Origin of the sequence: Puia sp., assembly GCF_036500295.1 — a bacterium.
In the GTDB taxonomy this organism is placed as follows: Bacteria; Bacteroidota; Bacteroidia; order Chitinophagales; family Chitinophagaceae; genus Puia.
The window spans coordinates 1-16,296 of the sequence record NZ_DASYCH010000144.1; the positions used below are offsets into that span (position 1 = coordinate 1).

A 16,296-nucleotide genomic window follows, 5' to 3' on the forward strand; every position below is an offset into this window, starting at 1 on the left:
TCGTAGTGCTCCTTTTCGTAGCCGAAGGCGCCCGCCATGCCGCAGCAGCCGGTAGCCAGGGTATGCACCGTAAAGTTTTTGGGGAGCCCGAGGATCGCATTGGCGACGCCGATATCGGAAAGCGCCTTCTGATGGCAATGGCCATGGAGGATGATCCGCCGGCGGTCCGTGGTAAAAGCGGTGGCGTCGATATGGCCCTTGAGGACTTCGTTATGGAACCATTCCTCGAAAAGGAAGACATGCTTGCTGAGGTCCTGCGCTTTTTGCTGGGCTTCCCCCCGCAGCAGCACCTTGTATTCGTCGCGGAACGAGAGGATAGCCGAAGGCTCGATGCCGATGAGCGGGGTTTCGGCGCTGATGACTCCATAGAGCGCATCAACGTTTTGTTGCGCGCAGGCGCGGGCTTCTTCAAGCAGACCTTTAGATAACAGGCTGCGCCCGCTGTCGCCATGCTCCGGGATGAGGACCGCATAGCCGAGCCGTTCGAGCAGGAGGATCGTTTTCTTCCCCGTCTCCACGTCGTTGTAGTTGGTGAACTCGTCGCAGAAGAGGTACACCGTTTTAGCCGCGCGGCCGGGCGGATTGCCGTTAGCTGTCAGGCCGATGCGCGTGTTGCCGTTGTCCGCGGGGCGCCGCCGTTTCGCATGCCAGCGCCTCAGCGTTTGACCCGCGACCGCAGGCAGCGATCGATCGGGATGGAAGCCCACGATAGAATTAAATTGTTTCCGCAGGAACGGCATCGCAACAAAGAAATTATACAGCGGCGCCAGCCGCGAAGCCAGTTTCATCTGCCGGCTGAAATTGCCGATAAGCCGGGTGCGCCGCGGCACCCCGTGATGGGCATGATAGTGATGCAGGAATTCCGCGCGCAGCTTGGAGATGTCCACCGAAGAGGGACACTCCGTAAGACAGCCCTTGCAGGCAAGACAGAGGTCGAGGACTTCCTTTACGGTTTCGGCATCCTGCCCCGCGCCGAACTCGGCGGGATCCGTATTGAGGTATTGCCGCAGGACATTGGCCCGGGCGCGGGTGGTGTCGGTCTCGTTGCGCGTGGCCATATAGCTGGGACACATGGTGCCGCCTGTAATATGCGTCTTCCGGCAATCCCCGGAGCCGCTGCATTTCTCGGTCAGCCGCAGCATGCTTTCCTCGCCGGAGAAGTCGAACAGCGGGTCGACCCGCTGAGGCTTGCTGCCCTCGCCGCTATATCGCAGGTCGTCGAGCATATCCGGGGTGGCGGTGATCTTCCCTACGTTGAAAACGCCCTCCGCATCAAAGATCCATTTCACCTGTTTAAACAGTTCGTACACGGCCTCGCCCATAATGGCGGGGATGAAATTGCCGCGAAGCCGGCCGTCGCCGTGCTCGCCGGAAAGCGAACCGTTGTATTTTTTTACCAGGCCGGTCGTTTCGGCCAGCAGGGTTTTGAATAGTTGCCGGCCGGCTTCCGTCTTGAGGTTTACCATGGGCTCGACATGCAGTTCGCCATCGCCCGCATGGGCATACATCGAATACGGGGTGTTATGGAGTTGCAACAGGGCTTCGAGATCGGCGATATAGTGGGGGAGATCGTCTACGGCGACCGCACAGTCTTCGATGAGGTTCACCGGCTGGACATCGCCTTTCAGATTCCGTAACAGCCCCAGGCCCGCCTTGCGCAGGTCCCAGGCGCTCTTGGTCTCGCTGCCCGTCAATAGTGGATAGGCATAACCGAGACCGGCGCCGCGGAGCTTTTCGATGAGCCCGGTGCATTTCGCCTGCAGACCCGCGACGGTCTCGTCGAAGAACTCGACCAGCAGGATCGCCTTTGGCGCATCGACCAGGAAAAAGCGGTTGTGAGCCTGTTCGGCGTTGTTCATCGCCTGTTCGAGGATGACATGATCCACAAGCTCCGAGGCGGAGCAGCCCATCCGGACGATCATGCCGTTGGCCTGCAAGGCTTCGGCCATCGACAAAAAGTGAACCGCGACCACACCGACCTCGCGCGGCGGCAGATCGATGAGTTTCAGTTTCGCTTCCGTCACGACACAGAGCGTACCCTCCGACCCGGCAACAAGACCGGCGAGGTTGAGTGCGCCGGCATCCAGCTGATGGACGAGATGATCGAGGGCATAGCCGCTGTTGCGCCGGGTGACCGACGGCTTTGGAAAGCCTTGCGCGATAGTGGCCTGGTTGGCTTTGTTCTCGACCAGCGAGAGGAGATCGTTATAGATGTGGCCTTCGAGGCCGGGATTCTTCTTTTTCTGCCGCGCGGTTTCAAGGTCGATGGGTCCGAACACGGCATCGCTGCCGTCGGCGAGCAGGGTGGTCACTTCGAGGAGGTTGTTGCGGGTGTTGCCCCAGATCATCGAGTGGAGACCGCAGGAGTTGTTGCCGATCATCCCGCCGATCATCGCGCGGCTGGAGGTGGACGTCTCTGGAGCGAATAACAGCCCATGGGGTTTTAACCAGGCATTCAGGTCATCCCGGATGACCCCCGGCTGTACCCGGATCCATTTCTCTTCTTTATTGAGTTCGAGAATGCCGTTCAGGTGTTTTGACACATCGACGATGATACCATGGCTGACGACCTGGCCGGCGAGGGAAGTCCCCGCGGTGCGCGGCACCAGGGTGAGCCCGGAGCGCCGGGCGAAGGCGATGAGCTGCCGGATATCGTCGGCGTGTTGCGGGATCGCCACGGCCAGCGGCATTTCCTGGTAGACGGAAGCATCCGTGGAATAAGCGATCCTTACGGTGCGATGCAGGACGGAGTCGTCGAAATACAATTCCCCTGCAAAGGCTTTTGTCAAGAGTGTGAAGTCGGCCGGCATGTGCTTATTTTGGCTTCACCAGTTCGATCACCTTCCTGACGCTGCCATGTTGTTTTAACAACGCTTCGGCGGTTTTTGCATCGAGACCGGTTTCCCGGACGATCATCTTTATCCCCCGGTTGTGCAATTTACTGTTGGTTAGCTGCATATCCACCATTTTGTTGCCTTTTACTTTCCCCAGCTTGATCATGGTGGCCGTCGTGAGCATGTTGAGCACCAGTTTCTGCGCGGTGCCCGCCTTCATGCGCGTGCTGCCGGTGAGGAATTCCGGGCCTACGATGACCTCGATGGGAAACTGCGCGGCCTTTGCGACGGGGCTGCTGGCATTGCAGACGATACAGCCCGTGACGATGTCGTTGGCGCGGGCCTGCTGCAGTCCCCCCAGGACGTAGGGCGTTGTGCCGGAGGCGGCGATGCCGACGATGACATCCTGGGTGGTGGGGCTGTACTTTTGAAGATCGGCCCAGGCCTGTCCGGGGTCGTCTTCGGCGTTCTCCACGGCTTTTTTGATGGCGCTGTCGCCGCCCGCGATGAGGCCGATGACGAGATCGTAGGGAACGCCGAAGGTGGGCGGGCATTCCGAGGCGTCAAGGATGCCCAGGCGGCCGCTGGTGCCCGCGCCGATGTAGAAGAGCCTGCCTCCCTTGCTCATCTTTTCGATGATGGCGGCGGTGAGGGCTTCTATCTGCGGGAGTGCGCTGCGAACGGCGATGGGTACCCGTTGATCTTCCAGGTTGATGTCGAATAGGATCTCCGGTAAGGAAAGGTCTTGCAAATTTTTGTAATAGGATTCTGTTTCTGTTGTGAGTTCCATAAATTTATTTTGCTGCTTTGACTACGGCGTCATAAAAGGCATTGAGGGTAAGCGGCCGGACATTGACCTTTGAAACGCCAAAGGTCTTGTTGTCGTCCGGGTATACGCGGTTGGTGAGGCAGATGTACACGATCTTGTATTTTGGGTCTACCCAGACAAAGGTGCCGGTATACCCCGAATGGCCGAAAGCCTGGTCCGAACGATGGTCATTCGTTTCCCGCCGGTCCAGGTTGGTCCGGTCGAAGCCGAGACCGCGATAGGTGACCTTGGATTGACGCGCCGTAAAATACCGGACCGTCGTGCTGTCGAAGTATTTCCGGCCGCCATAGCTGCCGCCGTTGAGCAGCATCTGGTAATAGATGGCCAGGTCGTTGGCGCTTGCGAAGAGCCCCGCGTGACCTTCCACGCCGCCGGCCATCGCCGCACCGGGGTCGTTGACATAACCCTGGACCGGCATGTTCCGGAACCAGTTGTCATTCTCGGTGGTCGGGACGATGCGTTCCTTTGGAAAGCGGTTCCTTGGCAGGTAGCCCGTCGACTGCATCCCCAGCGGCAGATAAAGGTTCTGCAGGACGTATTCGTTGAGCCGTTGATGCGAGACGTTCTCGAACACTTCCTTCATCATGTACATGCTCAAATCGCTATAGACGAACTTCCCTCTTGTCAGCACGGGCGAGGCCAGCGTCACCGGCCACTGGGTGTCGTTGAAATAGTTGGCCCGGAGGTAATAGTTGTCCGCGACCTTGGTAGGGTAGGCGGAGCTCGAGTCGGTGGACAGGTCGGTTGGTTTCAGACTTTCGTAGAATTTGATGTAGGGGGTAAAGCCCGCTTCGTGGAGCAGGGCTTCGCGGACCCGAAGGTCTTTTTTGTTGGGGATGTTGCGCAGGGCGGTAACATAATTCGCGATCGGGCTGTCCAGGTTGATCTGATGCGTCTCATAGAGGTGCATGATGGAGGGGGTGGTGGCCGTCACCTTCGTGCAGGAGGCCATATCGAAGATATCATCGAGCCGGGTCGGCGCATCCCCCCAATATTTGTGTTTGCCAAAGGCCTTGCTGTAGATGACCTCTCCGTCCTTTGCCAGCAGGATGACGACGGCGGGGGCGGCGTGTGCGGCGATTCCGGCTTTGACGATCGAGTCGATGCGCACGAGGTCCTTGCTGTCGACACCGACTGCTTCGGGCGTCGCGTAGCCGAGTCTGGTCTTTTTGATCATCGAACCCGCGCCCTTCGCGTATTTGGGGCTAAAGGTTTGTGGGAGTTTATTGGCGATGGCCGTGCCGCCGAAAAGCGTCTGTGCCGCAAGTGAGGCCTCGTTCTCGTTATCGGTGGGATACCAGACGATCGGCGAAGCGAGACTGTCGAAGTGTTTGAGATTCGCGCCTTCGCCGCTAAGGACGATAAAGACCCTGGCATGTTGCTCCAGGTCTTTTACAAAGGCAAGCCAGTCCGCACCGAAGGGGGTGCCGGCCGAGCATTCGAGGAAGATGGTATTGAAGAACTTCAGTTTGTCATGCAGTGCGTTGAAGCCGGCAGCGTCGCGGACCGTATCACCGTTGAAGCTGCTGACTCCCCAGTAGTTTCGGGCAATGCTGTCGAACTCCTGGTGATGGCCGAAGTGGAGACTTACGCCGGCAATCGTGAGTTCCGGCAGGCTCTTGATCGGGATCTCGCGGGCGGCGTTGTTCAGGACAACGGCTTGGGCGTGGGCGGTGATTCGGAGGAAAAGTAACCCTATCAGTAAAAGGCGTGTCATAGACCAAAATTAAATGATAAAGCGGAAGGGTTACCCCTCCCGCTTTTTATGGTTAGATGGCGGGATCGGTGGGCGTATTGGGATTGTTGATCCTTTCCTGTGTGGGATAAGGATAGAAGATCCGGTTCCGTTCCGAGTTGTTGGCCGGGGGAACGGGCCGGCTGAAACGCCGGGTGTCTTCCCATTTGAGCCCGCTGAGATAAAGCTCGGCACAGCGTTGTTTGTAAACTTCTTCCAGCAGGCTGGGGTAGTCTACCGTCCCCGCGTAGGGCGCCAGGCCGGCATTGACGCCAAACGGATCGCCCGTCGTCTGGGTTCTCACGGCGTTGATCAGGGCAAGGGCCTGGTTGAGATCGCCGCCCAGCCGCAGGATCGCTTCGGCCTGGATCAGCCGGACCTCATCGGGCGTATAGACGGGGATGCTGCCGGTCTGTGAGAGCGAGAAGCCCGCCATCGTGCCGACGGTGTCGCCGTTGATCACCTGGTTGGGCGTTGTCATATAAAACGCGATCCGCTTGTCGCCGGGATAGTAGAGGCTATCGGGCAGTCCGAAGTGGATGCGGGGGAAATAGGACTTGGTGATGGTGTAGGTGGTGTAGAGCGGATTCGGCGTCAGGCTGGAGTAGTCGAACCGCGAGGTCTTGGTCAGATTGACCTTGTTCGCATTGTCCAGGGCGGCCTGGTTGTTTCCGGCCATCAGATTGATCCGGGCTTCCAGGGCATACAGCGTATTGACGAGATCGAAATCGGGACCCGCGATGGAGGTCTGGAACGTCGTGGATGGCGCGTTGGCGGTGACGAGGGCTACGGCGCTGTCGAGCAAGCCGATCGCCCGGGCAAACACCTGCTCACGCGGGGCAAAGGTCACCGGGCTGGTGGTGTTGGTGTTGAGATCGGCTTCGGGATAGGCCATCGCCAGTTCGGCGAGACACATGGCCTTGAACAGATAGGCCTGGCCCATGACGCCGCTCAGCGTGCCGGCGTCGAGACCCTGGACCTTCGGGGCGCTGTTGATGACGCTTTCACACATGCCCATCACCGTTTGCATCGAGCTCCAGTAGCTGAGGACGTTGCCGTCGGGGGTGACATTGGACCCGCCGAGTTCCAGCGCGATCACATTGGTAAAGGTCGCCACCCCTTTTATTTCCCGGGCGGTTACGTCGGGGGAGACCATGAGATTGGACAAGCCGGTAGTGGAATAGGATTGACGCAGGCCGATGCTCAGCGCGATGATCCCCGACGAACTGTTCAGGACCTGCTGGTCGGAGGCGGCGTTGGGATTGACGACATCCAGCTTGCAGGACGTGCCCAGCAGGCTTGCCGCAAGAAGGAGATATATTGAAGATGTTCTCAGTTTCATTTTTCTTGATTTTGCTGGTTAAAAGGTGTAGTTCAGGCCAAAACCGATGGTTCTCGGGATCGGCACCTCCACGAAGTCAAAACCGCGGACGGCGGTGCTTTGACCGGCGGCATTGGTTTCAGGATCCCAGCCGGGATATTTGGAGATGCAGAAGAGATTACGGCCGTATACGGAGATACGCAGCGGTTTGTCACCCAACACCCGCCAGTGCAGCGTATAGGAGGCAGACAGTTCCCGCAGCTTGGCGTACGAGCCGTTGTCTATCCAGTAGTCAAAGGCGCTGTAGATCGCCGCGGAATACCCTTTTTTCACCTTTCCTTCCAGTTCCGGCATATACCCGGCGAGGCCACCATAGATATCCCGGTCGCCTACGCGCCGGGTGAAGTCGAACAGCTTGGCGCCATACGAGAAATCCCATTGCATGCGGATGGACCAGGCCTTGCCGATCTCGAATTCGTTGGTGAGTGATCCGGTCCATTTCGGGTTGGCATCGCCGATGACCTTACTCAGGGGAGAGCCGGTGGGCTGGCCGTTCTGGTCGCGGCCCGATTTCTCCAGCTGCGGCAGACCGGCGGGGGTCAGCAGCAGGGAGCCGTTGGGGTTGCGGGCGGCATAGGTGGCATAATAGGAGCCCAGCGGATAGCCTTCGACGGCTGCCACTTCACCAAACCCGTTGGGGAAGGTGACGACGCGGCCGGGGATATTGAAGACCTTGTTGCGGTAGGCGTTGAATATCGCCGTGACATCCCATTTGAAGTTCGTCGTTTGAACCGGGATACCGCGGACGAGGAGTTCGATGCCCTTATTGGTCATATTGCCGATGTTCTGGTATTGCGTATTGTAGCCGGTGGAGGGACGGAGCGTCACCGGCAGCAGGAGGTCTCTCACCGCTTTATCATACCAGGAGAATTCCAGACCCAGGCGGTTGTGGAGAAAGCTGGCGTCGATGCCGATCTCTTTTTCGGTCTGGCGTTCGGGTTTGACGTCGGTGTTGCCGAGCTGGCTGGGTGAGCCGAGACCGGGCAGGCCGGGCAGGGACACCGAGGTGTAATTGGTAAAACGGTCATAAGGGCCGATGGCGGTAAGGTTACCGTTCTGGCCATAGGAAGCGCGGAGCTTCAGGTCCGGGATGATATCGGCCAGCCTGGAGTTCTTCCAGAAGGACTCTTCGGACAGCAGGTAGGTGCCGCTGAGTTTGGGATAGTACTGCCAGCGGTCGCTGATGCCGAAGGAGGAGGCGACGTCGTTGCGGATGGCGCCGGTCAGGTAGATCTTGTTCATGTACCCGAAGGTCTCCTGTGCATAGAGTCCCATGATGTTCAGGGTGGACCGGCTTTCGGCGGTGGTGATCGTCGCGGCGCCCGAGGAGATCTGGCTGACGGGGCTTAGCTGCGTGCCGGTGACCGCGTCGGCGTTCGAGACGGCGGTTTGAATGGTGCCGCCGATGGAAGTGGAGGATTCCAGCTTATCGGTGAGATGCGCCTTGTAGGCAACCGTCAGGTCATTGTTCAGCAGCAGCGCGATCTTGTCGGCCCGGCTGGAAAAACCCGTGTTGTAGGTGGGGGTGGTGTTCCCGATGGGGATGTAGGCGGTGCCCAGTTCGGTAGAGTTATCATAACCGAGGGTGTAGTTGATGGAAAGGTTCTTTGTCGGCGTTGCGGCCAGATTGATGTTGCCGATGAAACGGCTGGTCGACTGGCGGAACTTGAATTTGGCAATCGCCTCCAGCGGGTTCGTCCGTTGAAGCCCGGCGGGTGACAGGGTGGGGTAGACGCCCGTGGCATTGGGGAACGGGTTGATATTGTTGTTCCCGAAGATGAAGCCGGTGAGGGCGCCGTATTGCTGGTTGATCCCGCCGTTTGGCATCTGATCGGCGGCGTCATAGATATACGAGAAGCCGACGGTGGCTTTTAACCAGTCGTTGAGCCGGGTGTCGATCCGGGCGCGGGCCGTTCCGCGTTGGAAATCGGTGCTCTTGACGATGCCGCCGTTGAAGAGATAGCCGGCGCTGACATAGTATTGGGTGTTGTCGTTGCCGCCCGAGACGGAGACATTGTCATCGGTGCCGCCGGCGTTGGTGAAGATCTGCTTTTGGAGATCGTAGCGGGTGACCGGGATCTTTGTCTGGTCGTTGACATTGGTGTTGGCAAAGGCAAACGGATAGGTGTTGTAGGCCAGTTTCTTCCGCAGCGAGTTATCGCGGAAGTCAGTGGAGACCGTCACTGTAGGCTGACCCGAGCGGCCTTTCTTGGTGAAGATCTGTACGACCCCGTTGCTGGCGCGGGAACCGTAAATGGCGGCGCCGGCGGCCCCCTTGATCACTTCGATATGATCGATGTCGGCGGGGTTGATGTCGGCAAGCCGGTTTTGGGTGTAGCCCCCGAGATCGATCAGCTGATCGGAGTTGTTGTTGACGATGACCCCATCGATGATGTACAGCGGATCGCTCGACCCGGCGATGGTGCTGTTACCCCGTAGGTGAACGCTGATACCCCCATCGGGATTACCCGAGTTCTGGGACACTTCCGCGCCCGCTACCTTGCCGGCCAGCGCCTGGTCGACACCGGTAGCAAGACCCCGGTTGAGGTCCTTGCCCGAGACGGTGGAGATGGCATTGCCCAGCTGTTTCTTGGTGACGGCGACCGTTGTGCCGGTGACCACGACCTCGCTTAGACTCAGCGCATTTTCCGCGAGCGGCGTGCTGACCGTGATGGCGCTGTGGTTGAGGGTGACTGATTTCGTAATGGGTTTATAGCCCGTAAAAGAGATGGTTAGCGTGTAGGCGCCGTCCTTGACGGTCGCGTTGAGGGTGTAGTTGCCCTGTGCGTCGGTCGAGGTGGCGTAGGTCGTGCCCTCGAGTTTGATCGTGGCGCCGGCGAGGGGTTCCTTGTTTCGGGCATCCGTGATGACCCCTTTTATCGTCTGGTGATCCTGGGCGAACGTGAGCTGTCCCAGGAGCAAAAGCGCAAGCACGGACAGGACGTGCTTTACTTTTGTCAATTTTGGCAAGTGATGGATCATATTGATTTGTTTTTTCGTGAAAGCATGTTATTGCGGGAAGCTGATCTTTCCCATGGAGACCCGGGGCGACGGCCCGTTCGACTGGCCGGCAACGGCTTCATTGGCCAGCAGGGCGAAGAGCACAGCCTCCTTTGCATCCGGGTTTAGTTGAAGGCTGGTGGTGGTGTGCAGGCGATTGCCGAAATGCTCCCGCAGGTGCTGCATCAGCTGCGGATTGTAGATGCCGCCGCCGCTGGCATAGATGGCAAAGTCGCGCCGGCCCTGCACCTTCACTTCGATGGCGTCGATGATCTGCGCGGTGGAGAAGGCGGCGAGCGTGGCCATGATATCGTAGGAGGAGAGATCGGGCTGGCCCGTCGCGGCGAGGGCCGCCGTCAGGTAGAGAAGATTGAACAACTCCGGCCCGGTCGTCTTTGGAAAAGGCGCCGCGAAGAACGGATGGTTCTTTAGCGTGGCGAGCAGCGACTGGTTGACGACACCCTGGAACCCGATGGCGGAATCCTTGTCATAATATTGACCGGGGTAATGCGCCTGGATAAACTGATCCATCAGGGTGTTGCCCGGACCGACGTCGGTGGAGAAGAAGTTCCCGGTGCTGTCGGCGGGCAGGTAAGTAAAATTGGCGATGCCGCCGATATTCAGGAGAATGCGGTTCTCGGTCTTGCTGGCCAGGAGAAGATAGTCCCCATAGACCGCGAGGGGGGCGCCTTCCCCGCCGGCGGCGATATTCTTCTGGCGGAAATCGCTGATCGTGATGATCCCGCTGTTGACGGCGAGATGATCGCCATCGCCGATCTGGAGGGTGGCATTGCCATAGACATCGGCGTTTTTTGGGCGTTGATGTTTTGGCGAGTGGAAGATGGACTGGCCATGACTGGCGATGAGATCGACCGTGCCGGCGTCGACCTTCCATTCGGCGAGACATTCTTTGATCAGCCGCGCATAGTAGATGCCGATCCAGGCGTTGAGCAGGGCGACCCGTTCGAGGTTGACGGTGGAGCGGGCAAAGACGGATTTCAGTTCTTCTTTGAACGCCGGGGTATATTCCCGGGTAGTAAACTGCTTTAAGTTGAGTTGGGTGCCCGGACCGCTGCCCGTAAACTCACAGAGGGCGATGTCGAGCCCGTCGAAGGAGGTGCCGGACATCAGGCCGATGATCGTACGTTTGGGTTGACAGGCGATCTCGAAAAGTCGGTTGATATTGGGGTTCATGGCTTCAGTTTCTTGTCACTGTTTGTTCCAGGGTGGTCCAGAAATCCGGGGCTTCGCCACCGAGGACCCAGACGGAGATACCCCGCAGATGATATTTTTTGAGGATATCCAGTTTGGGCTTCAGGGAGCTGCCGTCTTCGATAAAAATGTATTCGAAGATGCCGTCGTTATCGAGTACGACGGAATTGACCTGGGCTTTTTCGTTCCACTGCGGCTTGGCGTTATATCGCTCCATCAGGTAGTGCAATTCGGGGTATTTGAGCGATCGCGCGGTGGAGAACCCGCCTTTCTCGTCGGTATAGTCCGTATACCAGTAAAGAGAATAGCTGGGGATGCCGAGCGACAGCCTCTGGGCCGGCACTCCTATCTGGAGCAGGTATTGAACGACGTGCTCTACCCAGTCGGCGCCGGCTACCGGTCCCGGGGTGGTGCGCCGCGTATGTTCGCCATAGGTCATAATGGAGATAAAGTCACCGGCGAGGGCCATGGCCTTGAAATCATAGCCGGCGCGCCAGTCCTCATAGAGAAATTTATGATAGGCGTCGGTGCCGCCGGTGTTGGCGGTGGCGTGGACGACGGCAGCCGAGAGCTGCAGCTGGTGATGGTGCAGGGAGTCGGCCGTTTGCTGGAAGAAGGTCGTGAAATTCTCCCGGTCTTCGATGTTCAGCCCTTCCATATCGAACTGCCAGCCGGCGAGATGATATTGTTGGGCAAAGACGAGCATCATATCGATCGCCCGTTTGCGTGCGATGGGCGAGGACACGACGGCGTGGAGGATCGCGGTGTTGAAGCCCGTGTTCACGATGAGCGGCATTACTTTGACATGATTGGCTTTGGCGACCTCCAGTATTTTGGGATGGATGCTGCCCGTCAGCACGCCCTCTTTACTCATATTGAACACCTGGGGGCTGACGATGGAGATCTGCGCGGCATTTTTACGAAAGCTTTCAAACGACTCGGCGTTGTCGACCATATAGAACAGGTTCTCGGATTTAAATTGGGCGAACGTAAAAAACGCCGGAGCGAGTAAGACGAGGGTGATGGCAAGCTGCTTTCTCATAAAACTATTCGTTTGTGTTGGCTAAAGGGTTACACGTATGTAATGTTAAGAAAGGTTTTCCGATTTGAAGCCAATTCCTGCGCATTTTTACAAAAAAACGCAAAAAACCGCAAAAAGGCCGCGCGCGGGAAACGGTCGGGCCTGTTCGTATTTAAAATTTAGATGATCTGAATCTGTTTTAGATGATCTGAATCTGTGCGGCGTATTTTTTTAGTCGCTTGTCGGTGGGTTGGAGATCGGTGATAAGGGTGCTCAGCTCGGCGAGGTTGCAGATCTTTATCTTTTGGATGGAGTCGAGTTTTTCGGAGATGCTCAGGATCACACTTTGGTGCACGGAACGGATCATCGCTTTTTTTACCTGAACGGCTTCCCAGTCCGAGTCGGTGACGCCTTTTTGGAGGGAGACGCTGTTGGTTCCCAGGAAGCAGAGATCCGCTTCGATCTCCGAAAGCTGTTGCACCACCTGGGCGCCGACGATGATCTGCGTGTCGGAGGAGAGTTTACCGCCGATGAGATTGACGGTGAGGTTGGGATGTTCGGCCAGTTCGACGGCGACGATGGGGCTGATGGTAAAAAAGGTGCAGAAGAGGCGGTTGGGGATGAGCCGGGCCAGTTCGATCATGGTCGTGCCGCCGCCGACGATGACGATCATGCCGTCTTCGATGAGTTCGATAGCCTTGCGGGCAATTTCTTTTTTTTCCTCTTTTTTATAGATCGGGCGTTCGGAATAGGGGAAGTGGAAGGCTTTGGAGATGGCGCCGCCGTGAACTTTGATGATCTGGCCGTTGTCGGTCAGTTCGTTGAGGTCGCGCCTGACGGTGTCTTCGGATACGTTGAGCTGCTGGCTGAGGTCGGCCGACAGCACTTTGTTGTGGATGTTGATCTGGTTGATGATATGTTTTAGACGTTCCTCCTTAAGCATGGTTGGTTAATGAATGAGGGGGTGAAAATATTATAAATATTTACAAATTCAAATTTCTTTGCGATCATCGGGCGTGTTGGGCGTATATTCAGGTATGCTTTTGCGAAGGTTGTTTTCGTTTTCGATGATCGTCCTGGCGCTGATCAGCGGGCATGCGGTCCGGGGGCAAAAAAAATATTCTTTCCAGCGGCCCGCGATGGGTTCGCCGTTTACGATCACCATCGGGACCGGGGACTCGCTGGCCGCGGCGCAGGCTGCTGACGCGGCGTTTCAACTGGCCGACAAGCTCAACGGGATACTCAGTGACTATCTCGACAGCAGCGAGATCAACCGGCTCAGCGCCACCAGCGGTCAGGGAAGATATGTCCCGGTATCGCTTCCCCTGTTCGATATCCTCGGGCGGGCGCAGGAGGCCGCGCGACTCAGCGAAGGAAGTTATGATATCACCATCGGTCCTGTGGTCCGGCTATGGCGCAAAGCGCGCAAAACGGGTGTGCCGCCCGGCAGGGAAGAGATCGCGGCGGCGTTGCAGCGCACCGGCTATCGTTATGTCCATCTCGACACGGTGCATCGCAGCGTATGGCTGGAGATACCGGGGATGCAGCTGGATGTCGGCGGTCTCGGGAAGGGATTTGTCGCCCAGGCCGTCCTGCAACAGCTGCGGGGTGCGGGCTTTCCCGTTGTCCTGGTGAATGCGGGTGGAAAGATCGTCGCGGGGCCGCCGCCGGTGGGCCGGCCGGGTTGGATCATCGGGATCAACGCCCCGGGCGAGAAAGAACGCCTGCTGCCCTTGCTGTTATCCCTGCGGCAGACCGCGGTCGCCACTTCCGGTGACATCTACCAATATGTGGAGTGGCGCGGCCGGCGGTATTCGCATATCATCGATCCCCGGACCGGCATCGGGCTTACGCGCCGCCGCAACGTGACGGCCATCGCGGGGGACGGCACCACGGCGGACTGGCTGGCCACGGCCTGCAGCGTGCTCTCTTATCGCCGGGCGTTGCGGCTGATCCGGCATTTTCTGGGCGCGGCGCTATTTATTACCGAAATGCGGCATGGCCGGATTATTCAGAAAAGTTCCGTTAACTTTAAACAATACCAGTTACCCGATGCGCCTGCCCATTCCACCACGTCTGCTAACCTTTTTCACGGCGGTGATCCCGTCGATCCTGTTCACCGGGAGCGTGTATGCTCAGTCTTTCCACGGGTATGAGCAGGCTATCCCCAATTCCGATGTCTCCTTTAAAATGGTTCCCATTCCCGGGAGCAGGACCGTCGACTCCTTCTGGATGGAAGAGCACGAAACCACCTATGAGGAGTATATCCTCTTCCAGGATGAGTCGCAGGATCATGGTCCGGCGCCCGACGGGGTAACGCGGCCCAGCCCGCCTTATGTCGATTTTACGCTCGGCATGGGTAAAAAAGGCGGCTTTCCTGCCAATAGCATGAGCCGGTATGCCGCGATGATGTATTGCAAATGGCTGTACAAACGAACGGGTGTTTTTTATCGCCTGCCGACGGAAGGGGAGTGGGAATATGCCTGCAGGGCCGGTACGGGCACGGCGTATCCTTTCGGGGCCGGTGCGGATTCGCTGCGGTGGTATGCCTGGTATAGCGGCAACAGCGACAACCGGTATCATGCCGTGAAACAGCTGAAACCCAATTCCTGGGGACTGTTCGACATGCTGGGCAATCTTGCCGAGTGGACACTCGACGCGGCGACTCCCGGGACCGCCTATCCGCTTATTTTAAAGGGCGGGTGTTTTCACGATGGGGCTGCGGCCCTGCAACCCGCGGCCCGGCTCCTTTCCGACAAGAAGTGGAATGCCCGAGATCCGCAGATCCCCCGCAGCAAATGGTGGAATACGGATGCGCCGTTCATCGGCTTCCGCGTGATCAAACCGGTAAAGCAGCCGACTGCTGCCGAGGCAGAAGAGTTTTATAACCATTATTTATAACCGTTTTATTCATTTTAAATTGCAGTTAACATGAATCGACAATCATCCTCCTTCGACGCAGGCCGGCGCGACTTTATGAAAAAGTCCTCCATTGCGGCAGCCGGGGTCCTCGCCGCACCCCTTCTTTCCCGGGCCAATTTCTTTTCAGGCGCAGACAACACGATCAAGATAGCGTTGATCGGCTGTGGCGGCCGGGGTACCGGCGCTGCCGTTCAGGCGCTGAGTACCAAACAGAATGTACAGCTGGTCGCGATGGCCGATGCTTTTCGGGACAGGCTCGACGGCAGCTATAAGAATATCCTCGAGGCGCTGGAGGACAAGAAGGGTAGGGTACAGGTGAAAGAGGAGAATAAATTCGTGGGTTTCGACGCGTACAGGAAAGCCATGGCGCTTGCCGATGTCGTTATCCTCGCCACGCCGCCGGGATTCCGGCCCATCCATTTCGAAGAGGCGGTGAACCAGGGCAAACAGATCTTTATGGAGAAGCCCGTGGCCACCGATCCCGCGGGGATCATGCGGGTGCTGGCCGCCGCCGAGATCGCCAAACAGAAGAAGCTCAACGTCGTTGTCGGTCTGCAGCGCCGGTATCAGACCTCTTATCGCGAACTGATCAAACGCGTCCACGACGGCGCCATCGGGGAGATCGTCAGCGCCCAGGCCTGGTGGAATAATGACGGCGTTTGGGTGCATCCCCGGCAAGCCGGGTGGACGGAGATGGAATACCAGATGCGCAACTGGTATTATTTCGTCTGGCTTTGCGGCGATCATATCACGGAGCAGCATATCCACAACCTGGATGTCATCAACTGGGCCCTCGACTCCTATCCCGTCACCGCCCAGGGCATGGGTGGACGGGAGGTCCGGAAAGGAAAGGACTATGGCCAGATCTTCGACCATCACTTTGTCGAATTCCACTATGGCAATGGGGCTATCCTGAACAGCCAGTGCCGGCACCAGAAAGGGACGATGAGCAAGGTGGACGAACTGCTGGTGGGCACGAAGGGGAAAGTGTTTTGCGATGCGGCGCGGATCACGGATATAAAGGGGAATACCATTTATCAATTTGACAAGGCAAAGGAGAATCAGCCCTACCAGAATGAACATGATGAGTTGTTCGAGGCGATTGCCAAGGGGGAATATAAATTCTGGGATGCCGAACGCGGGGCAAAGAGTTCGATGACGTCCATCCTGGGCCGGCTGGCTACCTATTCCGGGCAGCCGATGCAGTGGGATACTGCCTTGCACAGCGGGATGAATATCATGCCGACGGCGTATGCGTTTGACGCCACCCCGCCGGTCGTGCCGGACGCCAATGGGATGTATCCCGTGGCGATACCCGGGCAGACAAGACCATTCTAAAATTTGCGCTACCGGGGAGCGGCG

General features: G+C 57.9%; 11 protein-coding genes. 3 read left to right on the forward strand and 8 right to left on the reverse strand.

Going from position 1 to position 16,296, the window contains the following annotated elements:
• The 8 genes from VGM48_RS25265 to VGM48_RS25300 form a co-directional block, all read right to left on the reverse strand.
• The coding region (locus VGM48_RS25265) for an FAD-binding and (Fe-S)-binding domain-containing protein (protein ID WP_331583843.1) at nt 1-2,810 on the reverse strand (2,810 nt) is incomplete at its 3' end.
• A 4-nt stretch (nt 2,811-2,814) separates the two neighbouring features.
• Nucleotides 2,815-3,624, reverse strand: coding sequence for an N-acetylmuramic acid 6-phosphate etherase (gene murQ / locus VGM48_RS25270; RefSeq protein WP_331583845.1), 810 nt, complete (start codon nt 3,622-3,624; stop codon nt 2,815-2,817).
• A 4-nt stretch (nt 3,625-3,628) separates the two neighbouring features.
• A complete protein-coding gene (locus VGM48_RS25275; RefSeq protein ID WP_331583847.1) occupies nt 3,629-5,380 on the reverse strand; it encodes a serine hydrolase domain-containing protein in 1,752 nt (583 codons plus the stop codon).
• A 52-nt stretch (nt 5,381-5,432) separates the two neighbouring features.
• Entirely contained in the window at nt 5,433-6,740 is a 1,308-nt protein-coding gene (locus VGM48_RS25280) for a hypothetical protein (protein WP_331583849.1), read from the reverse strand.
• Nucleotides 6,741-6,758: 18 nt separating this feature from the next.
• The gene (locus VGM48_RS25285; RefSeq protein ID WP_331583851.1) at nt 6,759-9,761 is read right to left on the reverse strand and encodes a SusC/RagA family TonB-linked outer membrane protein; all 3,003 of its coding nucleotides are present in this window, start codon (nt 9,759-9,761) and stop codon (nt 6,759-6,761) included.
• Nucleotides 9,762-9,788: 27 nt separating this feature from the next.
• Complete coding sequence (locus tag VGM48_RS25290) at nt 9,789-10,973, reverse strand: anhydro-N-acetylmuramic acid kinase (RefSeq protein ID WP_331583853.1); 1,185 nt, start codon at nt 10,971-10,973, stop codon at nt 9,789-9,791.
• 4 nt (nt 10,974-10,977) lie between these two features.
• Nucleotides 10,978-12,033 carry a glycosyl hydrolase family 18 protein gene (locus tag VGM48_RS25295; RefSeq protein ID WP_331583855.1) on the reverse strand — a complete coding sequence of 352 codons (1,056 nt, stop codon included), beginning with the start codon at nt 12,031-12,033 and terminating at the stop codon, nt 10,978-10,980.
• 178 nt (nt 12,034-12,211) lie between these two features.
• Nucleotides 12,212-12,955 (reverse strand): DeoR/GlpR family DNA-binding transcription regulator, encoded by a 744-nt coding sequence (locus tag VGM48_RS25300; protein ID WP_331583857.1) that lies wholly within the window; start codon nt 12,953-12,955, stop codon nt 12,212-12,214.
• A gap of 94 nt (nt 12,956-13,049) precedes the next feature.
• Between VGM48_RS25300 and VGM48_RS25305 the strand changes: the two genes are divergently transcribed.
• Genes VGM48_RS25305 through VGM48_RS25315 form a run of 3 tightly spaced genes read left to right on the forward strand, consistent with a single transcriptional unit; the run spans nt 13,050 to nt 16,272 of the window.
• Nucleotides 13,050-14,168 carry an FAD:protein FMN transferase gene (locus VGM48_RS25305; protein WP_331583859.1) on the forward strand — a complete coding sequence of 373 codons (1,119 nt, stop codon included), beginning with the start codon at nt 13,050-13,052 and terminating at the stop codon, nt 14,166-14,168.
• A complete protein-coding gene (locus tag VGM48_RS25310; protein ID WP_331583861.1) occupies nt 14,110-14,913 on the forward strand; it encodes a formylglycine-generating enzyme family protein in 804 nt (267 codons plus the stop codon). Before VGM48_RS25305 ends, VGM48_RS25310 begins: the two co-directional genes overlap by 59 nt.
• 30 nt (nt 14,914-14,943) lie before the next feature.
• A complete protein-coding gene (locus tag VGM48_RS25315) occupies nt 14,944-16,272 on the forward strand; it encodes a Gfo/Idh/MocA family oxidoreductase (protein ID WP_331583863.1) in 1,329 nt (442 codons plus the stop codon).
• The last annotated feature ends 24 nt before the right edge of the window (nt 16,273-16,296 follow it).